Source organism: Bradyrhizobium sp. sBnM-33 (assembly GCF_032917945.1).
Taxonomy (GTDB): Bacteria; Pseudomonadota; Alphaproteobacteria; order Rhizobiales; family Xanthobacteraceae; genus Bradyrhizobium.
In genome coordinates this window covers 7,783,604-7,809,203 of record NZ_CP136624.1, presented here as the reverse complement: position 1 = coordinate 7,809,203, position 25,600 = coordinate 7,783,604, and the positions used below count along the sequence as shown (strand labels likewise).

General features: G+C 62.6%; 26 protein-coding genes and 1 riboswitch. Of the genes, 12 read left to right on the top strand and 14 right to left on the bottom strand.

Annotated features, from left to right (window positions below; translation table 11 throughout):
• Positions 1 to 73 precede the first annotated feature (73 nt).
• The 8 genes from RX328_RS36565 to RX328_RS36530 all read left to right on the top strand — a co-directional run bounded on the left by RX328_RS36565 (position 74) and on the right by RX328_RS36530 (position 8,328).
• Positions 74 to 457, top strand: coding sequence for a RidA family protein (locus RX328_RS36565; protein WP_213249078.1), 384 nt, complete (start codon positions 74 to 76; stop codon positions 455 to 457).
• Between the two features lie 186 nt (positions 458 to 643).
• Entirely contained in the window at positions 644 to 2,188 is a 1,545-nt protein-coding gene (gene glpD, locus RX328_RS36560) for a glycerol-3-phosphate dehydrogenase (protein WP_213249076.1), read from the top strand.
• The gene (locus RX328_RS36555; RefSeq protein ID WP_213249074.1) at positions 2,185 to 3,321 is read left to right on the top strand and encodes an ABC transporter ATP-binding protein; all 1,137 of its coding nucleotides are present in this window, start codon (positions 2,185 to 2,187) and stop codon (positions 3,319 to 3,321) included. Before glpD ends, RX328_RS36555 begins: the two co-directional genes overlap by 4 nt.
• A 12-nt stretch (positions 3,322 to 3,333) precedes the next feature.
• Positions 3,334 to 4,419: an ABC transporter ATP-binding protein gene (locus tag RX328_RS36550; RefSeq protein ID WP_213249072.1), complete on the top strand. Its 1,086-nt coding sequence runs from the start codon at positions 3,334 to 3,336 to the stop codon at positions 4,417 to 4,419.
• Positions 4,419 to 5,321 carry a carbohydrate ABC transporter permease gene (locus RX328_RS36545; protein ID WP_213249070.1) on the top strand — a complete coding sequence of 301 codons (903 nt, stop codon included), beginning with the start codon at positions 4,419 to 4,421 and terminating at the stop codon, positions 5,319 to 5,321. Before RX328_RS36550 ends, RX328_RS36545 begins: the two co-directional genes overlap by 1 nt.
• A complete protein-coding gene (locus tag RX328_RS36540; RefSeq protein ID WP_213249068.1) occupies positions 5,321 to 6,127 on the top strand; it encodes a carbohydrate ABC transporter permease in 807 nt (268 codons plus the stop codon). Before RX328_RS36545 ends, RX328_RS36540 begins: the two co-directional genes overlap by 1 nt.
• Positions 6,128 to 6,129: 2 nt before the next feature.
• The gene (locus RX328_RS36535; RefSeq protein WP_213249066.1) at positions 6,130 to 6,456 is read left to right on the top strand and encodes a DUF2160 domain-containing protein; all 327 of its coding nucleotides are present in this window, start codon (positions 6,130 to 6,132) and stop codon (positions 6,454 to 6,456) included.
• 129 nt (positions 6,457 to 6,585) lie between these two features.
• The gene (locus RX328_RS36530; RefSeq protein WP_213249064.1) at positions 6,586 to 8,328 is read left to right on the top strand and encodes an ABC transporter substrate-binding protein; all 1,743 of its coding nucleotides are present in this window, start codon (positions 6,586 to 6,588) and stop codon (positions 8,326 to 8,328) included.
• A 221-nt stretch (positions 8,329 to 8,549) separates the two neighbouring features.
• Here the strand turns inward: RX328_RS36530 and RX328_RS36525 are convergent, their stop codons facing one another.
• The 11 genes from RX328_RS36525 to RX328_RS36475 form a co-directional block, all read right to left on the bottom strand.
• On the bottom strand, positions 8,550 to 9,650 hold the full coding sequence (locus RX328_RS36525; RefSeq protein ID WP_213249062.1) for an alkene reductase: 1,101 nt from the start codon (positions 9,648 to 9,650) through the stop codon (positions 8,550 to 8,552).
• 16 nt (positions 9,651 to 9,666) lie between these two features.
• The gene (locus tag RX328_RS36520) at positions 9,667 to 9,918 is read right to left on the bottom strand and encodes a hypothetical protein (protein WP_213249060.1); all 252 of its coding nucleotides are present in this window, start codon (positions 9,916 to 9,918) and stop codon (positions 9,667 to 9,669) included.
• Positions 9,905 to 10,408: an SPFH domain-containing protein gene (locus RX328_RS36515; protein WP_213249058.1), complete on the bottom strand. Its 504-nt coding sequence runs from the start codon at positions 10,406 to 10,408 to the stop codon at positions 9,905 to 9,907. Before RX328_RS36515 ends, RX328_RS36520 begins: the two co-directional genes overlap by 14 nt.
• Before the next feature lie 1,290 nt (positions 10,409 to 11,698).
• On the bottom strand, positions 11,699 to 11,983 hold the full coding sequence (locus RX328_RS36510) for a helix-turn-helix domain-containing protein (RefSeq protein ID WP_213249056.1): 285 nt from the start codon (positions 11,981 to 11,983) through the stop codon (positions 11,699 to 11,701).
• Between the two features lie 394 nt (positions 11,984 to 12,377).
• Positions 12,378 to 12,776, bottom strand: coding sequence for a hypothetical protein (locus RX328_RS36505; protein ID WP_213249054.1), 399 nt, complete (start codon positions 12,774 to 12,776; stop codon positions 12,378 to 12,380).
• Positions 12,777 to 12,800: 24 nt separating this feature from the next.
• Positions 12,801 to 14,699, bottom strand: a complete 1,899-nt coding sequence (gene thiC / locus RX328_RS36500) for a phosphomethylpyrimidine synthase ThiC (RefSeq protein ID WP_213249052.1) — start codon at positions 14,697 to 14,699, stop codon at positions 12,801 to 12,803.
• Between the two features lie 391 nt (positions 14,700 to 15,090).
• A complete protein-coding gene (locus RX328_RS36495; RefSeq protein ID WP_213249050.1) occupies positions 15,091 to 15,699 on the bottom strand; it encodes a thiamine phosphate synthase in 609 nt (202 codons plus the stop codon).
• Entirely contained in the window at positions 15,686 to 16,468 is a 783-nt protein-coding gene (locus tag RX328_RS36490) for a thiazole synthase (RefSeq protein ID WP_213249277.1), read from the bottom strand. Before RX328_RS36490 ends, RX328_RS36495 begins: the two co-directional genes overlap by 14 nt.
• A gap of 187 nt (positions 16,469 to 16,655) precedes the next feature.
• Positions 16,656 to 16,853, bottom strand: a complete 198-nt coding sequence (thiS, locus tag RX328_RS36485) for a sulfur carrier protein ThiS (protein ID WP_213249048.1) — start codon at positions 16,851 to 16,853, stop codon at positions 16,656 to 16,658.
• Complete coding sequence (locus RX328_RS36480) at positions 16,844 to 17,857, bottom strand: FAD-dependent oxidoreductase (protein WP_213249046.1); 1,014 nt, start codon at positions 17,855 to 17,857, stop codon at positions 16,844 to 16,846. Before RX328_RS36480 ends, thiS begins: the two co-directional genes overlap by 10 nt.
• Positions 17,845 to 17,988: riboswitch (TPP riboswitch) on the bottom strand. Its footprint overlaps the gene before it by 13 nt.
• A 222-nt stretch (positions 17,989 to 18,210) precedes the next feature.
• On the bottom strand, positions 18,211 to 18,738 hold the full coding sequence (locus tag RX328_RS36475) for a transglycosylase SLT domain-containing protein (protein WP_213249044.1): 528 nt from the start codon (positions 18,736 to 18,738) through the stop codon (positions 18,211 to 18,213).
• A gap of 386 nt (positions 18,739 to 19,124) precedes the next feature.
• On the opposite strand from RX328_RS36475, the gene RX328_RS36470 reads away from it, so the two are divergent.
• The 4 genes from RX328_RS36470 to RX328_RS36455 all read left to right on the top strand — a co-directional run bounded on the left by RX328_RS36470 (position 19,125) and on the right by RX328_RS36455 (position 20,924).
• Complete coding sequence (locus tag RX328_RS36470; protein ID WP_213249043.1) at positions 19,125 to 19,319, top strand: hypothetical protein; 195 nt, start codon at positions 19,125 to 19,127, stop codon at positions 19,317 to 19,319.
• Positions 19,320 to 19,480: 161 nt separating this feature from the next.
• Entirely contained in the window at positions 19,481 to 19,858 is a 378-nt protein-coding gene (locus tag RX328_RS36465) for a PRC-barrel domain-containing protein (RefSeq protein WP_213249041.1), read from the top strand.
• 97 nt (positions 19,859 to 19,955) lie between these two features.
• Entirely contained in the window at positions 19,956 to 20,498 is a 543-nt protein-coding gene (locus RX328_RS36460; protein ID WP_213249039.1) for a PRC-barrel domain-containing protein, read from the top strand.
• A gap of 210 nt (positions 20,499 to 20,708) precedes the next feature.
• Positions 20,709 to 20,924 carry a dodecin family protein gene (locus RX328_RS36455; RefSeq protein ID WP_213249037.1) on the top strand — a complete coding sequence of 72 codons (216 nt, stop codon included), beginning with the start codon at positions 20,709 to 20,711 and terminating at the stop codon, positions 20,922 to 20,924.
• Positions 20,925 to 21,211: 287 nt separating this feature from the next.
• Here RX328_RS36455 and RX328_RS36450 read toward each other — a convergent pair whose 3' ends face one another.
• From RX328_RS36450 to RX328_RS36440, 3 genes are all read right to left on the bottom strand, one after another.
• Positions 21,212 to 22,780, bottom strand: a complete 1,569-nt coding sequence (locus tag RX328_RS36450) for a DUF4403 family protein (RefSeq protein WP_213249035.1) — start codon at positions 22,778 to 22,780, stop codon at positions 21,212 to 21,214.
• A gap of 147 nt (positions 22,781 to 22,927) precedes the next feature.
• Positions 22,928 to 23,602, bottom strand: a complete 675-nt coding sequence (locus tag RX328_RS36445) for a L,D-transpeptidase (RefSeq protein WP_213249033.1) — start codon at positions 23,600 to 23,602, stop codon at positions 22,928 to 22,930.
• 564 nt (positions 23,603 to 24,166) lie between these two features.
• On the bottom strand, positions 24,167 to 25,564 hold the full coding sequence (locus tag RX328_RS36440) for a TAXI family TRAP transporter solute-binding subunit (protein WP_213249032.1): 1,398 nt from the start codon (positions 25,562 to 25,564) through the stop codon (positions 24,167 to 24,169).
• Between the last annotated feature and the right edge of the window lie 36 nt (positions 25,565 to 25,600).

Genomic DNA, 25,600 nt, shown 5'->3' with positions numbered 1-25,600 from the left:
TCTAGGAAAAATGGTTTGTGCGCGACGGGTGCAGCGGTGCACGAGGTGATGTTTCGAGGACAGGAGAAACCAAATGCACATCCGCCGCATCAATGCCGAAACAGTAACCGTTCCGACGACGGGCTACAGCCAGGCGCTTGAGGTCAGCGGTCACACGCGTCTGCTTTTTGTAAGTGGCCAGATCCCGCTCGGCATCGATGGCACTGTGCCTGAGGGGTTTGAAGCGCAGTGCAGGCTCGCCTGGCGAAATGTCGAGGCTCAGCTCAAGGCAGCCGGCATGACCCTCGACAATCTGGTCATGCACCGAACCTACCTTGCCGACCGGCGGTACGCCCTTCTCAATCGCTCCGTGCGAAACGAGGTGCTTGGTGGACGGGAAACAGCGCTGACGGTGGTTATCGCTGGAATCTTCGACGAAGCGTGGCTTCTCGAAGTCGAGGCCATGGCCGCGGGCTGATGCCGAGACCAATGCGCCGCGGTCTGCCGCCGGTGGCGCGGACCTGTGCGGTCAAGTCTGGCCTTACTCTCAAGTAGGAGACCCGGTTCCCCGCTTTCAGCTTGCTTTCGTTTTTCTTTGTGATTAACTCCCATACGAAAGCAAAATCGCCGAAATGAAGAGGCGATTGCCGGGGGAAGCGTTTCGTTGGATCGGATATTCGACCTCGCCATTATCGGAGGCGGCATCAATGGCTGCGGCATCGCGCGCGATGCCGCGGGCCGGGGCAATTCCGTTTTCCTTTGTGAAATGAACGACTTGGCCAGTGGAACGTCGTCCTGGTCGACCAAGCTCGTGCACGGGGGCTTACGCTATCTCGAATATTACGAGTTCCGCCTGGTCCGCGAGGCGCTGATCGAGCGCGAAATCCTCTGGCAGATCGCGCCCCACATTATCAGACCTTTGCGTTTCGTTTTGCCGCACCACGCCGGCTTGCGGCCGGCTTGGCTGCTCAGGTTAGGGTTGTTCTTGTACGACCATATCGGTGGCCGGCATCTGCTGCCGCCGACGCGCTCGGTCAATCTCCTCCATGACGAGGTAGGCAAACCCTTGATCGCCAACCGCTACCGAAAAGGCTTCGAATATTCCGACTGCTTCGTCGATGACGCGCGCCTGGTCGTGCTCACGGCGCGGGACGCGGCCGATCGCGGCGCCGAAATTCACACCCGCTCGCGCGCGGTCGAGATACGGCAGGTGGACGGCATCTGGCACGTGACCGTCGAGAAGGCCATCAGCGGCGGGCGCACTACCATCCAGGCGCGCGCGCTGGTCAATGCCGGCGGCCCCTGGGTCGAGCAGGTGCTGTCGTCGGGCTCAGGCGTCAACGCGCGGGCAAAGGTGCGGCTGGTGCAAGGCTCCCACATCGTGGTGCGCAAGCTCTATGAGCACGACCGTGCCTACATGTTCCAGAATGCCGACGGCCGCATCATCTTCGTCATCCCCTACCAGGACGATTTCACGCTGATCGGCACCACCGATCGCGATTACGATGGCGACCCCGCCAAGGTGAAGGCCTCGCCGGAGGAGATCCAGTATCTCTGCGCCTCCGCCAGCGAGTACCTGAAAAAAACTGTGCTGCCTGCGGATGTGGTCTGGACCTATTCCGGCGTTCGCCCGCTCTATGACGATGGCGCCAGCGAAGCGAAAGCGGCGACCCGCGACTACGTGTTCGAACTCGATACGCCCGGCGGCGCGCCGCTGCTCTCGATCTATGGCGGCAAGATCACGACCTACCGGCGGCTCGCCGAAGAAGCGCTGGAACGGCTTGCGTCCTATCTGCACAGCGCAAAGGAAAAGGAAGGCTGGACCGGCAAGTCGCCGCTGCCCGGTGGCGACATCGACGTTTCGGCGCTCGGCGCGCTGGCCGCGGAACTGACGCAAAAATATCCGTTCCTCACCCCGGCGCATGCCAACCGGCTGGCGCATGCCTACGGCACGCGCGCGACAAAGTTGCTCGGCAACGCGAAATCTTTTGCCGATCTCGGCCAGGCGTTCGGCGCTACGTTGACGGAAAGCGAGGTCAGGTACCTGATTGCGAACGAATGGGCCCGCACCGCCGAAGACGTCGTGTGGCGCAGGTCCAAGCTCGGATTACGGTTGTCGGCAGACGAAATTGCCGTGCTCGACGAATGGATCAAAGCCAACAGCGGCTCCGGTGAACGTCCCTTGCGTGAGGCGGGAGGGCGGTCATGAGCGTCACACTCGAGCATGTCACGCGGACCGTGGACGGCATCCCGACTATCCGCGATGTTTCGCTGACGCTCGAGCGGGGCACGCTGAGCGTGCTGCTGGGACCGACGCTGTCCGGCAAGACCTCGATCATGCGGCTGCTCGCCGGTCTCGACAAGCCCACGACCGGCCGCGTGCTGGTCGACGGCAAGGACGTCACCGGCGCCGACGTGCGGCAGCGCTCGGTTGCGATGGTCTATCAGCAATTCATCAATTATCCCTCGCTGACGGTTTATGAGAACATCGCCTCGCCGCTACGCGTGCAGGGCAGGCCGCGGGAGGAGATCGACCACCGCGTGCAGGACGCCGCGAAACTGCTGCGGCTCGAGCCCTATCTGAAGCGCACGCCGCTGCAGCTTTCCGGCGGCCAGCAGCAGCGCACCGCGATCGCGCGTGCGCTGGTCAAGGGCGCCGACCTCGTGCTGCTCGATGAGCCACTCGCCAATCTCGATTACAAGCTGCGCGAGGAGCTGCGCACCGAACTGCCGCGTATCTTCGAGGCGTCGGGCGCGATCTTCGTTTACGCCACCACCGAGCCCTCGGAGGCGCTGCTGCTCGGCGGCAACACGGTGTGCATGTGGGAGGGCCAGGTGCTTCAGGCCGGCAATACATCGCAAGTCTATCGCCGTCCCGACACGCTGCGCGTCGCACAGGTATTCTCAGATCCGCCGCTCAACATCGTCGGTCTTGAGAAGAAAAATGGGTCGGTGCAATATGCCGGCGGCATCCAGGCGCCGGCCACTGGGCTCTATGCGCAGCTTTCCGACGGCCCCTATCGCGTCGGCTTCCGTGCCCACCAGCTCGAAGTGGCGAACGGCATCGCTGGCCGCCACGCCTTCCACGCCACCGTCACCGTGACCGAGATCACCGGCTCGGAAAGTTTCGTGCATCTCAGCCGCGACGCTTCCAACTGGGTTGCCGTGTTGCCGGGCGTGCATGAATACGAGCCCGGCCAGACGCTCGATGCCGTGCTCGATCCCGACAACGTCTTCGTGTTCGACGCCGCCGACCGCCTGGTCGCAGCGCCAGCCGTCGCGTTTTCAGGCGAAGCGCGTGGTGGTTCGCTTGAAAACGCGTCAATAAAGAAAAGCATGTGAGGGAGATGCGATATGGCCCGCATTGACCTCGTCGATCTCGCGCATTCCTACGGCGGCAATGACGCTGCGCCCGAATCCTTTGCGTTGAAGCCGGTGACCATGACCTGGCGGCAGGGCGGGGCTTACGCGCTGCTCGGCCCCTCCGGCTGCGGCAAGACCACGCTGCTCAACCTGATCTCCGGCATCGTCACGCCGTCGCGCGGAAAAATCCTGTTCGACGGCGCCGATATCACGCCGCTGTCAACCCAGAAGCGCAATATCGCGCAGGTGTTCCAGTTTCCGGTGATCTACGACACGATGACGGTTGGGCAGAACCTCGCATTCCCGCTCAGGAATCGCGGCGTGCTGAAGGCCGAGGTCGAGGCGCGGGTGAGGCAGATCGCCGATCTCCTCGATCTGACGTTCTATCTTGACCGCAAGGCGACGCGCCTGACCGCGGACGCCAAGCAGAAGATTTCGCTCGGTCGCGGCCTCGTCCGCTCCGACGTCGCCGCCGTGTTGTTCGACGAGCCGCTGACGGTGATCGACCCCGAGCTGAAATGGCAGTTGCGCTCGAAGTTGAAGGCGCTGCACCGCGAGCTCGATCTCACGATGATCTACGTTACGCACGACCAGACCGAGGCGCTGACCTTTGCCGACACGGTGGTGGTTATGCATGACGGCCGCGTGGTGCAGAGCGGCACGCCGGCCGAATTGTTCGACAAGCCCGCGCATACGTTCGTGGGTTACTTCATCGGCTCGCCCGGCATGAACATCGTGCCGGCTGTCGTGAGTGGGCATGAGGCGCGCATCGACGGTCACATCATCGGCCTGCACCGCAATTACGGCGTGCTGCCAGCGGATGCGAAGATCGAGATCGGCGTGCGGCCGGAGTTCGTCAATATCGCAGCTCCCGCATCCGGCCTTTTATCGGCCACGATCGAACGGATCGACGATCTCGGTCGCGCCCGCTTCGCCCGCGTTCGTATCGGCGATGCCAAGTTTGCCGCGCGCGTGCCGCCCGGATTCTCCGTTCCCGACAACATGGTCGGGCTGGTGTTCGATCCCGCGCATGTTCACGTCTATGCCGACAGCCGTCTGGTCGAGGGGGTTGCCTGATGGACAAGATCGTCAACCAAAAAGCCTGGTTTCTGGTGCTGCCGGTATTCGCGGTGGTCGCGTTCTCCGCGATTCTGCCGCTGATGACGGTGGTGAACTATTCGATGCAGGACACGTTCGGCAACAACCAGTTCTTCTGGAACGGCGTCGGCTGGTTCAAGGAGCTGCTCGATCCCTCGACCGATCTCGGCGGCCGCTTCCTGGCCTCGCTCGGCCGCAATTTGTTGTTCTCGGCCATCATCCTCGCGATCGAGGTGCCGCTCGGTATCGTGGTGGCGCTGTCGATGCCGCGCGAGGGCTGGACGGTTGCCGTCTGTCTCGTCATCCTGGCGCTGCCGCTGCTTATTCCGTGGAACGTGGTCGGAACGATCTGGCAGATTTTCGGCCGGCCCGATATCGGCCTGCTCGGCTATACGCTCAACAGCCTCGGCTTCGACTACAACTACGTCTCCAACGAGTTCGACGCCTGGGCCACCGTCATCGTGATGGACGTGTGGCACTGGACCAGCCTCGTGGCCCTGCTGTGCTACGCCGGACTGAAGTCGATCCCGGACGCGTACTACCAGGCGGCTCAGATCGACGGCGCCTCGCGCTGGGCGGTATTCAAGGCGATCCAATTGCCGAAGATGAACCGCGTGCTGCTGATCGCCGTGCTGCTGCGCTTCATGGACAGTTTTATGATCTATACCGAGCCGTTCGTGGTGACCGGCGGCGGACCCGGCAACTCGACCACCTTCGTTTCGATCGAACTGGTCAAGATCGCGCTCGGGCAATTCGACCTCGGCAAGGCTGCCGCTCTCTCGCTCGTCTACAATTTGATCATCCTGATCGTGTGCTGGGTGTTCTACACCGTCATGACCAACGCCGGGGCCGAACGCCCCGCCAAGAAGGGAGGTGCCTGATGCATTCGATTCCCGGCCGCCGCCTCATCATCTCGCTGTTTTTGATTTTCCTGCTGTTGCCGATCTACTGGCTCGTCAACATGAGCTTCAAGACCAATGCCGAGATCGTAACCACGATGACGCTGTGGCCGCACCAGCCGACGCTGGAAAACTACAAGCGCATCTTCACCGACGAGAGCTGGTATTCCGGCTACATCAACTCACTGACCTATGTGCTGATCAACACCGTGATCTCGATCGCGGTGGCGTTGCCGGCCGCCTATGGCTTCTCGCGCTATCGTTTCCTCGGCGACAAACATTTGTTCTTCTGGCTGTTGTCGAATCGCATGGCGCCGGCCGCTGTATTCGCGCTGCCGTTCTTCAACCTCTATTCGGCACTCAACCTGTTCGATACGCCGTGGGCGGTCGCGTTGGCGCATTGCATCTTCAATGTGCCGCTTGCGGTCTGGATCCTCGAAGGCTTCGTCTCGGGCGTGCCGCGTGAGATCGACGAGACCGCATTCCTCGACGGCTATTCGTTCCCGCGCTTCTTCGTCAAAATCCTGGTGCCGCTGATCGCTAGCGGCATCGGCGTCGCCGCGTTCTTCTGCTTCATGTTCTCCTGGGTCGAATTGCTGCTGGCCCGCACATTGACCTCAGTCAATGCCAAGCCGATCTCTGCCATCATGACACGCACCGTCTCGGCCGCCGGCATGGACTGGGGCCTCTTGGCTGCCGCCGGCGTGCTCACCATTATCCCCGGTGCGCTGGTGATCTGGTTCGTCCGAAACTACATCGCGCGCGGTTTCGCGCTGGGCAGGGTGTAGCCATGGAGAACATCGCATGGATGGCCTGGACACTGCCGACCGCGATCTTCTTCGTCATGCTGGCGCTGGCGCTCGGCGTAATGACATGGCTTGGAATCGCGTATCCCGAAGCCGAGCGCGTCGGCATCCTGCGCATTCCGACCACGCGCGGCGACCGGCTGTTCATTTCGCTGGTGCTTGCCGCCGTCATTCATTTGCTGTGGATCGCCTTCGTCGGCACCGATCCGGTCGCCACTCTGCCGATCGGAGAGGGCGTTGAGATTTCGAGCCTGTGGCTCGCAACCCTGATTTCGCTCGTCTCGGCCGTTGCGATCTTTCGCACGGTCTGAAACGGCGGAAAAAGACAGATCCGGGATCAACCCGGGCCTGAATATGTGTTTATCGCTGCAACCGGAGGATCCAACATGCGACGCTTGAGAGGAAGAAACGGTCCCTTGACCAAGGAGAGCTTTCTGACAATGACCAGCGCGGCTGCGCTGATCGCCGCATCCGTGACCATTGCCGCACCTGTGCGTGCCGATGACGCCGTCAATCAAAGGTGGATCGACAGCGAATTCCAGCCCTCGACACTGTCGAAGGAGGAGCAGATGAAAGAGCTGCAGTGGTTCGTCAAGGCCGCCGAGCCCTTCAAGGGCATGGAAATCAACGTCGTGTCGGAAACGATCACGACGCACGAATATGAATCGCGGACGCTGGCGAAAGCTTTCACCGAGATCACCGGCATCAAGGTCAAGCACGACCTGATCCAGGAAGGCGATGTCGTCGAAAAGCTGCAGACCCAGATGCAGTCCGGCAAAAACGTCTATGACGGCTGGATCAACGATTCGGACCTGATCGGCACCCACGTCCGCTACGGCCAAACCGTGATCCTGTCGGACTACATGACCGGCGAGGGCAAGGACGTCACCAATCCGCAGCTCGACGTCAACGACTTCATCGGCAAATCCTTCACCACGGGTCCGGACGGCAAGCTCTATCAGTTGCCCGACCAGCAGTTCGCGAACCTCTATTGGTTCCGTTACGACTGGTTCTCCAATCCGGAATACAAAGCCAAGTTCAAGGCGAAGTATGGCTACGAGCTCGGCGTTCCCGTGAACTGGTCCGCCTATGAAGACATCGCCGAGTTCTTCACCAACGACATCAAGGAGATCAACGGCGTCAAGGTCTATGGCCACATGGACTACGGCAAGAAGGATCCCTCGCTCGGCTGGCGGTTCACCGACGCCTGGCTGTCGATGGCCGGCAACGGCGACAAGGGCATCCCGAACGGCCTGCCGGTCGACGAATGGGGCATCCGCATGGAAGGCTGCCGTCCGGTCGGCTCGTCGGTCGAGCGCGGCGGCGACACCAACGGTCCGGCTGCGGTCTATTCGATCACCAAGTATCTCGACTGGATGAAGAAGTATGCCCCGCCGCAGGCGCAAGGCATGACCTTCTCCGAAGCAGGTCCGGTGCCGGCGCAGGGCAACATCGCCCAGCAGATCTTCTGGTACACCGCCTTCACCGCCGACATGGTGAAGCCCGGTATCCCGGTCGTGAACGCGGACGGCACGCCGAAGTGGCGCATGGCGCCGTCGCCGCACGGGTCGTACTGGAAAGACGGCATGAAGCTCGGCTACCAGGACGCCGGCTCGGCGACGCTGCTGAAGTCGACCCCACCCGATCGCCGCAAGGCGGCCTGGCTCTATCTGCAGTTCATCAACTCCAAGACGGTCAGCTTGAAGAAGAGCCATGTCGGCCTCACGTTTGTGCGTGAATCCGACATCTGGGACAAGTCGTTCACCGAGCGCGCGCCGAAGCTCGGCGGCCTGATCGAGTTCTACCGCTCGCCCGCCCGCGTGCAGTGGACGCCCACCGGCAACAACGTGCCTGACTATCCGAAGCTTGCGCAATTGTGGTGGCAGAACATCGGCGATGCGTCGTCCGGTGCAAAGACGCCGCAAGCTGCGATGGATGCGCTGGCCGCAGCCCAGGACTCGGTGCTCGAACGTCTCGAAAAGAGTGGCGTGCAGAAAGAGTGCGGGCCGAAGCTGAACAAGAAAGAGACCGCCGAGTTCTGGTTCGCCAAGGCCGAGAAAGACAAGACCATCGCGCCGCAGCGCAAGCTGGCGAACGAGAAGCCGAAGGGCGAGACGGTCGACTACGACGCGCTGATCAAGTCGTGGCCGGCTACGCCGCCGAAGCGGGCCGAGGCGAAGTGACATCGTAGATGTCATGGCCGGGCTTGACCTGGGCATCCACGAACAAAACCAAAGGCCGGGAGCGATCCCGGCCTTTTTCTTTTGTCATTGCGAGCCAACGGGTCGGCGCGAAGCGCCGCCCGATGACAGGCTCCGCGAAGCAATCCATCTCGCCGCTTGCTGAAGCATGGATTGCTTCGTCGCTTCGCTCCTCGCAATGACGGAGAGAAAGCTTAGCAGCCTCACTCCGCCGCTTGCGCCGCCGCCAGCGTCGGATAATCCGTATATCCCTTCGCGCCGCCGCCATAGAACGTCGCCTTGTCCCATTCATTCAAGGGCGCGCCCTTCTTCAATCGCTCGACCAGATCGGGGTTCGAGATGAATGGCTTGCCGAACGCGATCAGGTCGGCGGCGCCGGCCTCGAGCACTTTTGTCGCGAGGTCGAAGTCGTAGCCGTTGTTGGCGACATAGGCTCCGCCAAAGCGCTTACGCAAGGACGCGTAATCGAACGGCGCGATATCGCGCGGCCCGCCGGTGGCGCCTTCGATGACGTGAATGTAGCTCAGCTTCAGCGCGTCGAGTCCATCCACGATGTGATCGAACAGCGGCTGTGGATTGGAATCGGACACATCGTTGGCGGGCGTCACCGGTGAAATGCGGATGCCGGTGCGCTCGGGGCCGGCAATCGCGGCCACCGCCTGCGACACTTCCAGCATCAGCTTTGCGCGGTTCTCGATCGATCCGCCGTAGGCATCGGTGCGCTTGTTGGTGCCGTCTTTTGCAAATTGATCGAGCAGGTAACCGTTGGCGCCGTGGATCTCGACGCCGTCAAAACCGGCGGCCAGCGCGTTCTCGGTGCCGCGCTTGAAGTCGTCGATGATCCCTGGAATTTCCGACAGCTCCAGCGCACGCGGTTCGGATATCTCGGTGAAGGTGCCGCCCACAAACGTCTTGCCCTTGGCGCGGATCGCCGACGGCGCCACCGGCTTGCCGCCGCCGGGCTGCAGCGTGGTGTGCGAGATACGGCCGACATGCCAGATCTGGATGAAGATGCGCCCGCCTTTTTCATGCACGCGATCGGTGACCTTGCGCCAGCCCTCGACCTGCTCTTTCGAATAGATGCCCGGCGTATCCTGATAGCCCTGACCCTGCTGCGAAACCTGGCTGGCTTCGGTGATGAGCAATCCGGCGGAGGCGCGCTGGCCATAATAGTCGATCGCAAGCGGGCTCGGCACCATGCCCGGAGGCACCGCGCGGTTGCGGGTCAGCGGCGCCATCACAAGGCGGTTGGGCAGCGCAATCGGGCCAAGCTTGAGGGGCTCGAACAGTTTGGTCTGGCTCATGTCGGGGATGTCCGGATCAATCATGATAGGGAAGAGTTGGGCATTGCCGCCAATTCTCGCAATCCCCGAGCCATTCGGCTTGCGTAGACGAGCTGCGCGCGGTCCCGGCCGCACGGCCGGCGTCGCGCAACAGCGAATGCGCGCCGGCGTAGGATGATTCATTCGAAATCGGCAGCGGCGCAGCATAGGCGATCTGCCGGCCGGTGCCCTGGCGGCCGAACGGCACTGCCGGCGCGCGATCGAGCCGCGACAAGCTAATGCGCGGCAAATCCCATGCGCCTGTTCTCCAATTCCGCGATCGGCCCCGCGGAATCGACCTGCAGCAGCTCGAACGTCAGGCATTCGCAACCGATCGAGCGAAGCACCTGGCTGGCGGCCTTCTGGACGCTGTTGCCAAAGCTCTGGTGGTCCATCTGAATTTCGAGGCGCGGCTTTCGGCTGCACACCGCCTTCACGACCGACTGCAGGCGTATGCAGACCTCGTCCCGGTAATTCTGCGTGCTTTCGAAAGCGGCCCGGGGGTCGACGATCTGGATGCGCGCGACATAGACGAGGTTGACCGCAAAGCGGTCCGCGGAGACTGCGCCTTGCGTGAACCGTAACACCTCGGGCCGCAAATCGATCCGCGCCAGTTGGCGGCTGCCGGCGCGGATGCGGTGCCGGCCGGGTGTCAGGGCTCTTTCAAAACGCCCGTTCCGGTAGAGCAGCACGGTTTCGAACTGCTGGACGCAGACCGCATCGAAGCCGAGCAGCGCCATGACCCCTTTTCTGAACAGCGTCGAAATCCAGGTCCATGCGCCGGCGATTAGTGCGATTACAATCAAAGAAAAAACGATAGAGCCCAGAAGTTCACCCACTTTTATCCTTCCCTGCCGTGTTTTTATCTCGTTGGCGATACCGCGATATCCGTTCTTCTCTTGGCTTTCGCTGCGTCGAAAATAAGTCATTGCTATCTGAAGTAGAATGAAAAATCGACAAAGCCGGACTCTTTCCCCGTCATTTGGATTTCCGATCGGCGCATTATGACGACGGATCGTTGGTCTTGCCCCGTCGTCCCTGAATCCTCCGCTGTCATCGCCGGGTCGACCAGTACGCCGCGCCTATCCACGTCATTGCGAGCGAAGCGCAGCAATCCATGCTTCCGTTTTGCCGCGAGATGGATTGCTTCGCTGCGCTCGCAATGACGGGGAGATAGCGACGCCCACCACTGTCATCCCCGCGAAGGCGGGGATCCAGTACGCCGCGGCTTCTCGGTTCAATCGCTGGCGTCTCTGGAATACTGGATCGTCCGCCGGAGCCTGTCATCGGGCGCGCATTCGCGCGACCCGTTGGCGGACGATGACAAGCGAATGTGAGGCGGCATTCTCGCGACACACTGTGCCCGAGCTTTGCTACCAACCTCCCACCCTCTCCAATCAGAGGGCGCAGGGAAGACCGGGTGCTTGCTGCACCCGCGGTCTCGTGTGCAGGTGAGCATAGGAAGCGCGCACACGAGCATACAGGTACAGCGGGAGCATCCCGGCCTTCCCTGCGCAATGGCTTTACGGCTACTTCGAGCTCTTCCCGGAGAACGGCTTTCTTGCCTCCGTCGCCCCTGAGAAGTTTGCTTCTCAAGAGCTTAACGCCAGCACCGCGGCGCCCGAACCACACGACTTCGCCGTACGCTTTGTGCGCCTACGTCTTGCGCCTTCCGCGTCCATCGCATCTCACCGCGCGTTCGTGACGATGGCCGACGCCCCTCATTCGCCGTGAGACGGGCGGAGTTATGCCGATGATTTGCTCTCGAAGTTAAGCGGAATATTTTTGCGAGAGGGACTGGACAGGTTTTTGCTGATTTGCCCGTCGTGCCAGTTTGTCGCACGCGCGCAAGCGAGATTGCGCTTGCGCGCGAAACAAATCAGTCCGCAGCCCAATACAAGGGTGGGCAAAGGCGCAAAGCGCCGTGCCCACCAATTCAGCCGTGCTCATGACGGTGCGCCCGCTTCCGCCTTCGCTCTTCGAGCTGCGGCGAGACAGGTCCGCTTTGCTGACGCTACGCTCTGTTCGACCTAGCTGTGCGCGGGAATGTCGGCCCCATCAGTCGCATACTGCCGGATCTTGTTGCGCATCGTGCGCACCGAAAGTCCGAGCACGCGCGCGGCATGAGTGCGATTGCCGTGGCAGCGCGCCAGCGTCTGCAGCACGAGCTCGCGCTCGATCGCCTCGACGGTGGAGCCGATCAGCATCGGCACGATCTGGTGGGGTGAAAGGGCCGGAGAATCCGGCAGCGGAATCTCGCTCGCGCGGTCGCACGCCGCGCCAATGTACACGTCACCAAGGTACTCCCGGGGCATCAACACCTCCCGACTCAACGCTAGCTCCGAAACGCGGAGCTGAAGCATCAGGAATCAACGGCCCCCTGCCGTAGAGAAGGGTGGACGCGTATGGTTAATGAAAGGTTAATGGGGGACTGAAAGGTTTTGATGACGCTTTGTTACATCCTGAAGTAAACGCTCAACAGCAGGCAGATAGGCGCGTCGGCGCGGCCTCGTGGTTTCTCGTTTCTCTAACGCAGGGACGTCGACAGCCACCGCTCTTCGTTGTTGGTGGGATCCGTAGCGGGCATGTATCGAGGTTTCGCTTATGTGCGGGGAACGACGCAGCCAGCTCAGGGCCGTAGCCCGCATGAGCGTAGCGATATGCGGGATGGTTTGAACTCCGGATGTCGCCTCATCCGGGCTACGCATGCTAACGTGTCGGCTCCTTGGTCCGTTCTTCGGTTGCGGTCGATTGTGCAGGCTTGGTCGAGCGAACCATCAGAAATGTTCCAGACCACCCAGTGCCTGGCAGCCGCCAGCGCCCATCGATTTCCGTGGCGTCAGCATTGACCACGCCTTCATAAGTGACCTTGTCATAGCCGTAGCCGGGCGGCTCGTAACGCTTGACGAATGAAACCGCGCTGCCGGATCGATGACCCGCAATCGAAGCGTTGTGGATGCTCAACGGGCAACCGGGCGTGATGCAGGGTTCGGTCACGTTTCCTCCGAGCGCGCCACCAGTCTCGATAAGCGTCGCCAGAAACGTGACCATTCCAACGCGCGGCTGAACATAGGTGCCGTCCCAGACACCGGTCAGATTGTTGGTCATTGCGGTCTAGGTGAGTGCGCAGCCTCACAACACCCGATTGCTCTCCTTCACTTTCTCCGCATCCAGGTAGAGATCGCTTCCCATCTCCTTGAACTTGGCGCTCATCGCAGCCATGCCATCCTCGATCGTACCACTCACCGACATCCCCACACCCGCCGGATCGTTCAGCGTTGCCGCATAATCCCGCACGTCCTGGGTAATCTTCATCGAACAGAACTTCGGCCCGCACATCGAGCAGAAGTGCGCGACCTTGTGGGCTTCCTTCGGCAGCGTCTCGTCGTGGAAGCTTTTTGCGGTGTCCGGATCGAGGCCGAGGTTGAACTGGTCGGTCCAGCGGAAGTCGAAGCGGGCGCGGGAGAGCGCGTCGTCGCGGAGCTGGGCGGCCGGGTGGCCCTTGGCCAAGTCAGAGGCGTGGGCGGCGATCTTGTAGGTGATGACGCCGGTCTTCACGTCGTTGCGGTCGGGCAGGCCGAGATGCTCCTTCGGCGTGACGTAGCAGAGCATGGCGCAGCCGAACCAGCCGATCATGGCCGCGCCAATGCCTGAGGTGATGTGGTCGTAGCCCGGCGCGATGTCGGTGGTCAGCGGCCCCAGCGTGTAGAACGGAGCTTCGCCGCATTCCTTGAGCTGCTTGTCCATGTTGATCTTGATCTTGTGCATCGGCACATGGCCGGGGCCTTCGATCATCACCTGGCAGCCCTTGTCCCATGCGATCTTGGTCAGTTCGCCGAGCGTCTCCAGCTCCGCAAATTGTGCGCGGTCGTTGGCATCGGCGATCGAGCCGGGGCGCAGGCCGTCGCCGAGCGAGAACGAGACGTCATACTTGCGCATGAGGTCGCAGATCTCGTCGAAATGCGTATAGAGGAAGCTCTCCTTGTGATGCGCCAGGCACCATTTGGCCATGATCGAGCCGCCGCGCGAGACGATGCCGGTGACGCGGTTGGCGGTTAAGTGGATGTAGGGCAGGCGCACGCCGGCGTGGATGGTGAAATAATCGACGCCCTGTTCGCATTGCTCGATCAGCGTGTCCTTGTAGAGCTCCCAGGTCAGCTTGACGGGATCGCCTTCGCACTTCTCCAGCGCCTGGTAGATCGGCACGGTGCCGATCGGCACCGGCGAGTTGCGCAAGATCCATTCCCGCGTGGTGTGGATGTTGCGGCCCGTCGAGAGGTCCATCACCGTGTCGGCGCCCCAGCGGATCGCCCACACCATCTTGTCGACTTCCTCTTCGACCGATGAGGTGACGGCGGAGTTGCCGATATTGGCGTTGATCTTGGTCAGGAAATTTCGGCCGATGATCATCGGCTCGAGTTCGGCGTGGTTGATGTTGCAGGGGATGATGGCGCGTCCGCGCGCGATCTCGGAGCGGACGAATTCCGGGGTGATGAAGGCGGGGACCTCAGCGCCAAAGCTTTCGCCATCGGCCAATGCCGCTTCCGCGCGCTCGAGCTGTGCTTTCCGGCCGAGGTTTTCGCGCTCGGCGACGTAGATCATCTCTTTCGTGATGATGCCGGCGCGGGCGAATTCGAGCTGCGTGATCTTGTGGCCGTCGAGGCCGCGGATCGGCTTGTGATGCGCCGTGAAGGCCTTTGCGGCATGCGAGGCGCCGACATTGCCGTTGTCCTCCGGCTTGATCTCGCGGCCCTCATATTCCTCGACGCCGCCGCGCTCCTTGACCCAGGCGAGGCGGTTTCGGGGGAGACCGGCGTTGACGTCGATAGTGACGGACGGATCGGTGTAGGGGCCGGAGGTGTCGTAGACGGGGAGGTTCGGCTCGCCCGCGGCTTCGGAGAGGATGATTTCGCGCAAGGGCACGCGCAGGTCGGGCGCGGCATCGGGTGTGGCGAAGATTTTTCGCGACGAGGGAAGGGGGCCGGTGGTGACGGCGGGCAGGGTGGTGTCGGGGTTGGAGCGAATGTTCATCTCGTATCCTCCTTTATCTTGTTGTCATTCCGGACGGCCGCACGGCGGATCCATCCGGTAGCGAAACTTGTGGCGCGAGCCCCACCCGTCGCGCGCTGACGCGCGCCACCCTCCCCCGCAAGCGGGAGAGGGTAACAAGGGCGCGCTGCGCTCCTTCCTGCGTAGACGGGACGGGTTGACCAAGCGCTCGCTGCGCCCCCTCTCCCGCTTGCGAGGGAGGGTCGGGGGTGGGGGTGCCTCCGCGAGCGCTGATGTCTCCTTCGCGATCGCGAGTTTCCTCCGTCATTGCGAGGAGCGAAGCGACGAAGCAATCCATTGTCACCGATTGCGCAGTGCCAATGGATTGCTTCGCTTCGCTCGCAATGACGGCTGTGGTTGCTTCGCAAATCCATCACGCTGTCTCCGCGCCCTGGCCCAGCCATTGCCGCACCCGCGCGTCGGGATCGGCGCTCTGGGTGACGTCGCTGACGACGGCGATGGAGTCGGCGCCGGCGGCGTAGATCTCGGCTGATTGTTCGAACTTGATGCCGCCGATCGCGACCAGCGGGATATTGCCGATGCGCTTTTTCCATTCGGTGATCTTTGGAATGCCCTGCGGCGCAAAACGCATCGATTTCAGCGTGGTCGGGAAGATCGGACCGAGCGCGATGTAGTCGGGCCTGGCGGCGAGCGCAGTCGCCAGTTCTTCGTCGTCATGGGTGGAGATGCCGAGCGTCAATCCGGCTTTGCGGATTTCGTTGAGATCGGCGCCGACGAGGTCTTCCTGGCCGAGATGCAGGTGTTTTGCACCGGCGACGATCGCCGCGCGCCAGTAATCGTTGACGACGAGCTTGGCATCGGTGCCCTTGATGACTTCAAGGGCGTCGGTCACGATCTGCAGCGCCTCGGCGTCGTCGAGATCCTTGGCGCGCAGCTGGATGGTGCCGGCGCCGAGCAGCGCCAGCCGCGCCACCCAGGCGACGCTGTCGACCACGGGGTAGAATCGATCAGGATACGGCATGCCAGAACGGGGTCCCAATCACAGGGGTGGAGGGAGAGGCGAAGTCGCGGGCTTCCATCAAGCCGGCTTCATAGGCGGTGCGGCCGGCTTCGACGCCGAGGCGGAAGGCGTTGGCCATCGCGACGGGATCGGCGGCTTTTGCCACCGCGGTGTTGAGCAGCACGGCGTCGTAGCCGAGCTCGAGGGCGTGGGCAGCATGCGAGGGGGCGCCGAGGCCGGCGTCGACCACCAGCGTGATATCGGGCAGGCGCTCGCGCATCAGCTTTAGCGCATCGCGGTTGGTGATGCCTTTTGCACTTCCGATCGGCGCGGCCCAGGGCATCACCACCTTGCACCCCGTTTCGACCAGCCGCATCGCCACCGAAAGATCTTCGGTGCAATAGGGGAACACTTCAAAGCCGTCCTTGATCAGGATGGCGGCGGCTTCAACCAGGCCGACCACGTCGGGCTGCAGCGTGTCGTTGTCGGCGATCACTTCGAGCTTGATCCAGGGCGTACCGAACAGTTCACGCGCCAGCTTTGCGGTGGTCACCGCCTCGCGCACGCTGCGGCAGCCGGCGGTGTTCGGCAGCACCGTGACGTCGAGTTCGCGGATCAGCGACCAGAACGCATCGCCGGTCTTGCCGCCGGCGGCCTCGCGCCGCAGCGACACGGTCACGATGTTGGCGCCAGAGGCGCGGATCGCGTCCTGCATGATCGCCGGCGAGGGATAGAGCGCCGTGCCGATCAGGAGGCGGGAGGAGAAGGTTTTGCCGTAGAAGTTCAGCATGTTCACGGTGTTTCCTCAAATGATCCTGTCATCCCCGCGAAGGCGGGGATCCAGTACGCCGGGACGGCTGTGATCAACCCGACAGGCCGCGGCGTACTGGGTCGCCCGGTCAAGCCAGGCGATGACAGCGGAGTGCGAGGCGCGCTTCGCAGGGACGACGGGCGGAGAGTGCGCGCGTTCATCCTCCTCACCCTCCCTGCCGCGGGGTGATGATCTCGATTTCGTCGCCAGCTTTCAGTGCGGTCTCGGCCCAGCGGCTTTTCGGCAGCACGTCGTAATTCACGGCGATCGCGAAATGCGTGCCTTCGTATTCGAGCTCGGAGAGCAGCGCGTCGACGCGCTTCGAGGCGATCTCACGCTGTTCGCCGTTGATGGTCACACGCATCGCATCACCTCATTGTCGATCGCGCCGCGCTGCACGTAGGCGAGCGTCAGCTCGGCCAGCGCGGGCGCCACCAGAAAACCGTGGCGGTAAAGGCCGTTGACCGCGATCTTGCTCTTGCTGATCGTGATCCGCGGCAGATTGTTTGGGAAGGCGGGACGCAAGCCAGAGCCGAACTCGACGATGCGCGCCTCGGCGAAAGCCGGATGCACGGCATAGGCCGCACCTAACAGCTCCAGCGCCGAGCGCACGCTGACGCCGGTGTCCTCGGCCTCGATCGTGGTCGCGCCTAGCATGAATTTGTTGTCGCCGCGCGGGATGACATAGAGCGGCCAGCGCGGATGGATCAGCCGCACCGGGCGCGAGAACTCGACCTCCGATGTCTCGATGATGATCATCTCGCCCTTGACGCCGCGCAACTCCCGCTGCTCGTCGCGGGCCGACAGCCCGCGGCAGTCGATCACGATGCCGTCGAGATTTTCCGCACTGACGTCGCAATCGAACTTGATCGTGCCGCCGGCGGCTTCGATGCGCGCATGCAGCTCCGGCAGCACGCGCCGCGGCTCGACATGGCCTTCGCCTGCATAGAACAGGCCGTCGCGAAAGCGGCCGTCCAGCGAGGGTTCGAGCCGGCCGACGCCGCTTGCGTCGAGCCTGATATGGCCGGTGGTGAGTTTGGCAAACCGCTCGAAATCGGCGCGGTCGCGCGGATGCGCCACCACCAGCGAACCGTTGAACGGGGTGTTGGGAAAGAGCTCGCGCCACAAATCGAGCGAGCGGGTGCCGAGCCGGCCGATCACAGGCTCGGAGGTCTCAGCCTCGCACCAGGGGGCTAGCATGCCGCCGGCCCAGTGACTGGTGGAAAGCGTCATATCGGCGTCACTGCGCTCGTACAACGTGACGGCATGGCCGGCCTGTGCGAACAATAGCGCCTGCCACGCGCCGGCAATGCCCGCGCCGATGATGGAAACGGGAGAATCCCCCCGCAGATCTGACTTCTGGTACATCCCTGTCCCTTCGCCGGCATGACCCGGATCAGGTTCAAAGGGTCACCGCGGTCCCAGGACTCCACCTTTTGAGGTGACTGCCCAAGCTTGCGGTATCTCAGCTCCTCGTCGGAGCACCCCTCGGAACAGGACTAATGTAGGCGGTTGGGCGGAGGTGTCAACGCGGCTTTGCGGGAACTTGCAATGCTGCCCTGCCCCGGACGCAGCGCAGCGCGTTAGCGGTGCGCTGCTGAGCCGGGGCCCAGACGGCCAGCATGGGTCCCGGTTCTGCGGAGCAGCGCAGAATCGGACGATGCTTCGCATCGCCTAGGCTGCACCGCGCCCGGGACACGAGTTTCGCTGTTTGGACTTAGCTATTTGGCGGTCTGCAGCGCGTTCGCCTCGGCCGGCGTTCTCGTTGTCGCAACCGGCGCGGCGACGATTTTCGGCGTCGCACCGCTCGCCAGCACCGGCGCGATCTGCAGCGGCTTCTCCGGCCGCTGGCGCTTTGCGGCGTAATAATAGCCGCTCGCATAGTAACGCACGGCGCGGCCATGATCGCCATTGGCAGCGCGATAGGCGCCGGCGAGATATTTGATGCCCCAGGCGAGATTGGTGTCGGGATTGCGCAGGCCCGCGGCGTCGCCGGTGTAGCCGAGGCCGCGTGCGGTCGGGAGCTTGATCTGCATCAACCCGATGGTGCCGCCGCGTCCGACCAGGTTCGGATGATACTTGCTCTCGCGCACGATGACCCGGTGCACCAGCGCTTCCGGCACGTTGTTGGCGGCGGCATGGGAGGCGACCATGCTTTCATAGTGCGCGCGGCTCTGCGCCATTGCTGAGGGCGAGCCCATGAGCGTGGCTACGGCGGCGAGCCAGATGAACTTTGATAGATTTTTCATAAAACAATCTCGGCGGGCACATTAACGATTTTCGCGTTCTCGATTATTGTGGCCGCCCGGCCAAGATGTGGCGGAAAACGGACGACATCGCGGCGAGATGTTTGCGGCTCATGCACGTGTTGGCTCATGCACGTGTGAACGAACGCTTCCAGCGTGACGCTAACGTTGTGCGTGCAATGCATCGCGTTGAGCGACGCGAATCTGCGTCACGCGGACGCGCACGAATGTCGTGCAAATGATGCAGTCAAGGTGTAAAGAGAATTCCGCGATAAAAACCACTTCATTTCATTCCGACAGCAAACCTGTCTCATTCAACGACATAAGCAATTTGACATAAGCAAGCAGCGAGACGTCGCACGACGTCCGAAGTCTAAGGGAGATGCGCCATGGCTCGACTCGATTCCGGCTACTTGCCCCGCGGAAATCCCTGCGCCCAATGCGGCAAGCCGATTCCGAGACCCGACTGGGTCGAAAGCAGCCCGGGTCGCACCTCCTTCCTCTGGTTCTGCCGCGCCTGCGACTATCGCTTCGAGGCGATCGCGATTTACGAGGAAACGGATCCCGACGCGCTCGCGGCCTGACAGCGCACGCTTCATTCGACGGTACGATATCGGCATCGCCAGACAGGCGCTGCCCAAGCCTCGTGCGTTTCGCCATTTCCGAATAGGGCAGGCCGGCTGCCGTAGAGCGGAACCAGCCGGACGCAGCCACGTTGATTCCTCACTCATACGTGGAGGGTCCGATGGCAAGTGAGGTGATGGCCAAGCCACATCCGCTGATCGCGAGCGACCGCGTCGAGGGGACCGCGGTGCGCCGGCCGAACGGGGACATGATCGGCCATATCGAACGGCTGATGATCGACAAGATCACTGGTAAAGTATCGTATGCAATCCTGAGTTTCGGCGGGTTTCTGGGCGTCGGAGCCAACCTGATTCCGCTGCCCTGGGGACGGCTTAGCTACAACACGAAATTCGAAGCCTACGAACTCGACATCGACGATGAAGAGTTGAGGCGCGCGCCGTCATTCCGTGCGGACAAGGATTTCGACTGGGGCGATCGCGCAAAAGAAGCCGAGCTGCATCGCTATTACGGCATGCCGCCTTACTGGGGCGGCTTCTGATGCAGCGTCGAATCGACGTGTTTCATACGAAAACGGGTGGAACTCTTGTTGAAGTGCCGGGTTTTCTCAAAGCGTTTCTGAACTGAGGAGAACCAATATGTTAACGAAAACTGCCGTTGCCGGCCTCGCGGCGTCCGCGTTGCTGGCGAGTGTCGCGTTTGCGCAAAATCCTCCGGCAACGACTGACACCGCAAAGACCGCCGCGCCAGCGGCTGCATCCGATACCTCGTCGTTCAAGGGTACCTGGCGGGCTTCGAAGCTGGTCGGCCTGAACGTGTACAACGATAGCAACGAAAGCCTCGGATCGATCAACGATCTCCTGACCGACAAGAGCGGCGATATCAAAGGCGTGGTGATTGGCGTCGGTGGCTTCCTCGGCGTCGGCGAGCATCTGGTTGCGGTGCCCATCGACAAGGTGAAGTTCGTCGATGAACCGATTGCCTATACGGGCACCGCTGGTGCGCCCGCGACAGGCGGCGCACGGCCTACGACAGGCACAGGCGGCACAGGAACGACGACGGGTGCTGCGACAGCGCCTGCCGCGCCGAAGAAGAATCCGTGGTACCCGGATCACGCCGTGTTCAGCGCGACGAAGGATCAGCTCAAGGCGATGCCGGAGTTCAAGTACTCGACCGAATAAGGCCGCGGTCCCAACACCAGGCTTCCTCAAAATGGCCGGACGGCGTGATGCCGCCCGGCCATTTGTGTGTATGGAGCGCGCAGATGGGTAAACGCCGGTCATGGTGCAGCGCATCCTATCAGCGCGCGCTCCCCGATGTTAGTTTGTGTGTCCCGGCAGGAGCACCTGCCTCCTGCCTTGCACAGACTCTTGCATCAACGGGAGGACGACATGGCTGATAGCGTCTACAAGGTCATCGAGTTGATCGGCACCAGCACGGAATCCTGGGAGAAGGCCGCTGCAAGCGCGGTCAGCCGCGCTGGAGAGTCGCTGCGCGATCTGCGTGTCGCCGAGGTCGTGAAGTTGGATCTGCAACTGGACGCCAGTGGCAAGGTCGAAGCCTACCGCGCCAAGCTGAACCTCTCGTTCAAGTTCGAGGGGTCGTAGCAGCCGGCATGATGCGTAGGGTGGGCAAAGCCACCGGGTCGCGCGAATGCGCGCCCGATGACAGGCTCCGCGTGCCCACCATCCATGAACGGATCGCAACGTGAATGGTGGGCACGCTATCGCTTTGCCCACCCTACGGACCTACACTTCTGTCAGACCTCATCCTGAGGAGCCGCGCAAGCGGCGTCTCGAAGGATGAATGGCACTAGCCGGGCCTCGTGGTTCGAGACGGCGCTGCGCGCCTCCTCACCATGAGGGTTAACAGTTGCTGCAATCTGCTCGTTGCATCACAACGCCGGCAGCGCGCTGACGTAGACATTGATCGAGCCTTCCGCTTCTGCGATCACGCGCAGCGTTTTGGAATCGAACGCGATGCCGGCGAGCCGCAGCTTGCTGATCTCGGCCGAGACCCGCACGCCGTTCTCGTTCTTCTGAAGATCGGCGATCGCTGCTGCAATCTTCTTCTGCGCATTGCCGGCGAACGGCTTGAGGTCGACAACAGCCTTCTCCGCCAGCGTCTTCTGCAGATGCGGGATGGCCGCGCGCGCAGCAGTGCCCAACAGCCCGAAGGCAGCCTCCGACTCGACGGCGAGCTCGATGTCGGTCAGCCGCAGCGTCTGCTCTGCCTGATCGAGCACCGGCTTGCCCCAGATATGCACATTGGCCTCGCCGCCGAGGCCCAGGAAGCTCTTCTTTTCCCTGGCGCTGACCAGAAGCGAGATCAGCAAGCCGTTGCTGGAAGCGGCCACGCTGGCGCGCTTGACGGTGACGTCGACCGCGCCCGAACCGTCTTCAGGAAAAGTCTTCCCGGCGAACTGCGCCTCCACGATCTTGTTGATCTCGGTAAACGGCATGTCGATCGGCACGCCGATCGCGACCCGTCCCGGCGTGGGCGGCACCATGGCGATCGTGGCGGGGAACGGGCAGGACGGCTTGGTTTCGCTCGGTGTGACCTTGGTTTCCGCCTCGATGCCCAGCGTCAGCGTCAGGTTCGAAGCATCGACACGCGGCTGCGCGGCAATCGCCCGGGTGGGACGCAATTCCAGCCACAGCGCCGGCATCGTCGAACCGGCTGTCGTGCCCTGCAGCGGAATCGAACGGCAGGCCCTGGCCCACTGCATCCGCGCATTCCGTTCGAAGGTCGGATCGTTGCGCATGCGCGCCTGCACCAGCGCGATCTGCTCGGCGACGTTCTGGTCAATCAATGGCTTCACCTGCGCGGGCACGTTGACGCGCGCGCCGGCCACGCTGAGGCTGGTGTCGCCGAGATTGACCTGCGCTGCGAGATTAGGCTCGATGCGCCAGTTCGCGGCGATCTGTGGTCGCGCCGATATGACAACGTTGCCCTTGATCTCGGCGCTGGCGTTGAGGTTCTTGATGTTCACGCTGCCGATCTGCTTGGCGACGTTGCCGCCGAGCAGGCCTCCGAGCGCTTCGCCGACCGCACCCGTCGCCTTGGCCGACAGCGAGCCGGTTACGCTCAGTGTGCCCGTCAACGGCGTCGCCAGCGACAGCACATCCTGCGCGCCGGTAGCTACGATCGGCCCGCGCGAGGCAGTCCAGCCGATGTCGGCATTCTGCAGGATCTGCGAAATTGGATTATCGGCTTTGCCGGCAAAATTGCGCGGCGCGCCGCGATCGGCGGCATCGCGGATCGCCGAGAGCGCAACCGCAATCGGCGCCATCACCGTGGATGCGCGCGCCGCCGGCGGCAGCGGCGGCAATTCGGCGAGCGTGGGCGCGCTGTTCGTGGCGCGAGGCGCGACGAAGTCCATCACCTTCAGGCTGACGGCAAACGAGATGACGATGACCGCAAGCGCGATTGCAATCGTCTTGACCCGCATCGGCAGACGCATCGTCCCCCGGACCCCAATGAATCGCCCCACAACGTTTTACAGGGGTGGCGAGGGGGACGCCACTGCACATTGCCGCGACCTTAGGTCAACGCAAAACGGCCCTGGCAAGCGCCGGGCCGCTTCTCGCATTAAGAAATGCTTAATATCTCAACGGATGGTCCGGCCGAGATCGGCGCGGCGATCCGTCATCGGCAGCACGATCACCTTGGTTCCGACGCTGACCCGGGAATACAGATCAATGACGTCTTCGTTGGTGAGGCGGAGGCAGCCTGAGGAAACACGGGTGCCGATCGTCTCCGGCGCGTTGGTACCGTGGATGCGATAGATGGTGCCGCCGAGATACATCGCGCGGGCGCCGAGCGGATTACCCGGGCCGCCGGTCATGTGGCGCGGCAAATAGGGCTGGCGGGCGATCATTTGCGGGGGCGGGGTCCACGCCGGCCATTCGGCCTTGCGGGTGATGGTCTGGGTGCCCGACCAGGTGAAGCCGTCGCGGCCGATGCCGATGCCGTAGCGCATTGCCTGGCCGTTGCCGAGCACGAGGTAGAGATAGGTGTTGGGCGTGTCGATGATGATCGTGCCCGGCGCCTCGCGGGTATAGTAGTTCACGACCTGGCGGCGCAGGCGTGCCGGCAACTCGAAGCGCTCTTCCTCCTGGGGCGCAGCCGCAACCGGCGGCGGGGCCGCTTCGATCTGCGGCAGGAAAAACGGAAACAGCGGCAGCGGGGCCGCGGCGGCGGGTGCGGAAAATGCGGTTGCGCCGATCGCCAGCGCGCCGAAAGCGGCGGCCGCGAAGCGGCTCAGTATCGATAAATTGGACATGGTCGTCCCCCTGTTGGTCGCACCAGTTCGGCGCGTCGTTGGGGAAACCTGTACCGATGAACCGTTTCAGGACATTTGCACGAAATCGCCAAAATGGTTTCGTCGCGTTAGGGAATTGTTTCGTTAAGGTTTCGTTGATGGGCGGTGGGTGTGCCGCGCGCAATCTGCTCGCGTAGGCCGAGCTTCAATGGGTTCAAATAGGAACCCTTTGGGTCTGGCGCCGTTGGAGTTACGGTCTAGAGATAAGCGAGACCGCCATGACGAGACCAACGCTTTTAGTTGGCGCCGTTGCGTTGTTACTCCTGTCCGTTCCTGCCAATCCGGCGTCGGCGCAGCACGTAATTACTAATCCGGGCTGGTGCGCCCAGTTTTATCCGAACGCAAACTGCCAGAACTATGGGCCGGGTAATCCCTACACGAGCTATGGCTGGCGACGAGCGGGACATCGTCACTATTGGGGCCATCGTCATCATCGCCGCCACTGGCGCTGACGCCAACCAGCGGGAAGAACGCCCGGCGCGGGTAAATCCAATCGAAGGAAGGAAAGACTGGCTGGAATCAGCTCTAACCGGCGCGCATCCGCGGCGCGTCGGCCGCGCCGGCGCCAGCGAGCACCGCGCGGCGGTCGGCGACGGCGTGGTGGAATTGTTCGAGCGCGAGAGCAATCACCGACAGGTCGCCTTCTTCGACGGTGCCGTCGTCATAGCAATCGAACGCCTCACGCAACATGCCGTCGGCCGCAGCCTGCATCTCGGCCAGCTCTTCCGCCGTTTCGGCCTTCCTCGCCCTGGAAATCAACTCAAGCAGATGATCGCGATGGGCGATGTATTGCTCGTGCTCGTCCCTGTTCCAGTAATGCTTGAACCAGGCGCCGGCCGAGCCCAGGCCCGACAGGATCAGGATCGCGAACCAGATGTAGTCGGTGTATTTTTCGAGGAACGTTCGCTCGTTGCCGTCGATATAGGCCGCCGCTCCCGCATGCGCCGGCAGTGCGGCATCCTTCTCAGTGTCGGGCTTCTCGATCTGCGAGGCGGTCGGCAATTCACGTGCGAGCTGCTGGCGGTTGGTGAAGAGCTGGCGGGCGAAGGCGGCGACCGCCGTGTCAGACAATGACTTCGGCGCGATGATCAGGTGATTGACGGCCACGGTGTCGACCTTGTCTTCCGGTCGTTGCGGCGACGAGCCGAAGATGCTGGCGGGAATTTCTTCGGATTCATAGATCGGGTTTTTCTTCGCAATGGCGTCGGCGACATCGATCGGCAGGAATTTCGGCTCGCCGCGCGCGGCCGCCGTTGCAGCGATCGCGTCCACGGTGATCTTGCTCTTGAGCGGGCCGACCGCCATGAAGGCGTCGATCGACTGATCTTTCGCCATTTCGCCGATCTGATTCGTGGCGAACTGGCTGATCGTGACCTTGTCGGGATTGATGCCGGACTCCTTCAGGATCCCGCGCAGAAGCGTGACATTGGCCTGCGTCCGCCCGATCACGCCGACGCGGTGGCCGGCCAGATCATCAATGCCCTTGATCTTCGGCGTAGGCTGCTTCTTCGAGCCCCTGGCGGGAAGGCCGGAAGGCGCCCACAGTACCACGACATTCTTGCGCAGGATGGCAACCGACTCGGCATTCGCCGGCAGGTTCAGATCGCCGCGCGCCACCGCGAGATCGGCCTTACCGTCGGTGAACAACGCAATGCTCTCCGCCGTTCCTTCCGTCGTGATCGGCGCCAGCCGTACCGAGCTGCCCTCGCGCGCAAAGGTCTGCGCCATCAACTGGACCAGTTTCTGGTCGTCGCTGCCGGCAGGGCCGACCGCAATCCGCAGCGTCGTCGGTCGCAACACGTAATACAGCGTGCCCGCGGCGACGCCGAACGCGAGCAGGCCGGCGGCAAGGATCAGAAGCGCATAGCTCTTCCGCTTTCGCCGGCGGCGGGATCGCGTAGGATTGTCGTTATGGTTTGTCATCTCGCTGTCACGTTACACGAAAATGCGTGGAGGGGA

Bases quoted from the DNA above. Each gene is read 5' to 3' on its own strand.
- RX328_RS36565 (WP_213249078.1), top strand. From the start codon at position 74: ATGCACATCCGCCGCATCAATGCCGAAACAGTAACCGTTCCGACGACG.
- RX328_RS36555 (WP_213249074.1), top strand. From the start codon at position 2,185: ATGAGCGTCACACTCGAGCATGTCACGCGGACCGTGGACGGCATCCCG.
- RX328_RS36550 (WP_213249072.1), top strand. From the start codon at position 3,334: ATGGCCCGCATTGACCTCGTCGATCTCGCGCATTCCTACGGCGGCAAT.
- RX328_RS36545 (WP_213249070.1), top strand. From the start codon at position 4,419: ATGGACAAGATCGTCAACCAAAAAGCCTGGTTTCTGGTGCTGCCGGTA.
- RX328_RS36540 (WP_213249068.1), top strand. From the start codon at position 5,321: ATGCATTCGATTCCCGGCCGCCGCCTCATCATCTCGCTGTTTTTGATT.
- RX328_RS36535 (WP_213249066.1), top strand. From the start codon at position 6,130: ATGGAGAACATCGCATGGATGGCCTGGACACTGCCGACCGCGATCTTC.
- RX328_RS36530 (WP_213249064.1), top strand. From the start codon at position 6,586: ATGACCAGCGCGGCTGCGCTGATCGCCGCATCCGTGACCATTGCCGCA.
- RX328_RS36525 (WP_213249062.1), bottom strand. From the start codon at position 9,650: ATGAGCCAGACCAAACTGTTCGAGCCCCTCAAGCTTGGCCCGATTGCG.
- RX328_RS36515 (WP_213249058.1), bottom strand. From the start codon at position 10,408: ATGGCGCTGCTCGGCTTCGATGCGGTCTGCGTCCAGCAGTTCGAAACC.
- RX328_RS36510 (WP_213249056.1), bottom strand. From the start codon at position 11,983: ATGCCCCGGGAGTACCTTGGTGACGTGTACATTGGCGCGGCGTGCGAC.
- RX328_RS36505 (WP_213249054.1), bottom strand. From the start codon at position 12,776: ATGACCAACAATCTGACCGGTGTCTGGGACGGCACCTATGTTCAGCCG.
- thiC (WP_213249052.1), bottom strand. From the start codon at position 14,699: ATGAACATTCGCTCCAACCCCGACACCACCCTGCCCGCCGTCACCACC.
- RX328_RS36495 (WP_213249050.1), bottom strand. From the start codon at position 15,699: ATGCCGTATCCTGATCGATTCTACCCCGTGGTCGACAGCGTCGCCTGG.
- RX328_RS36490 (WP_213249277.1), bottom strand. From the start codon at position 16,468: ATGCTGAACTTCTACGGCAAAACCTTCTCCTCCCGCCTCCTGATCGGC.
- thiS (WP_213249048.1), bottom strand. From the start codon at position 16,853: ATGCGTGTGACCATCAACGGCGAACAGCGTGAGATCGCCTCGAAGCGC.
- RX328_RS36480 (WP_213249046.1), bottom strand. From the start codon at position 17,857: ATGTACCAGAAGTCAGATCTGCGGGGGGATTCTCCCGTTTCCATCATC.
- RX328_RS36475 (WP_213249044.1), bottom strand. From the start codon at position 18,738: ATGAAAAATCTATCAAAGTTCATCTGGCTCGCCGCCGTAGCCACGCTC.
- RX328_RS36470 (WP_213249043.1), top strand. From the start codon at position 19,125: ATGGCTCGACTCGATTCCGGCTACTTGCCCCGCGGAAATCCCTGCGCC.
- RX328_RS36465 (WP_213249041.1), top strand. From the start codon at position 19,481: ATGGCAAGTGAGGTGATGGCCAAGCCACATCCGCTGATCGCGAGCGAC.
- RX328_RS36460 (WP_213249039.1), top strand. From the start codon at position 19,956: ATGTTAACGAAAACTGCCGTTGCCGGCCTCGCGGCGTCCGCGTTGCTG.
- RX328_RS36455 (WP_213249037.1), top strand. From the start codon at position 20,709: ATGGCTGATAGCGTCTACAAGGTCATCGAGTTGATCGGCACCAGCACG.
- RX328_RS36450 (WP_213249035.1), bottom strand. From the start codon at position 22,780: ATGCGTCTGCCGATGCGGGTCAAGACGATTGCAATCGCGCTTGCGGTC.
- RX328_RS36445 (WP_213249033.1), bottom strand. From the start codon at position 23,602: ATGTCCAATTTATCGATACTGAGCCGCTTCGCGGCCGCCGCTTTCGGC.
- RX328_RS36440 (WP_213249032.1), bottom strand. From the start codon at position 25,564: ATGACAAACCATAACGACAATCCTACGCGATCCCGCCGCCGGCGAAAG.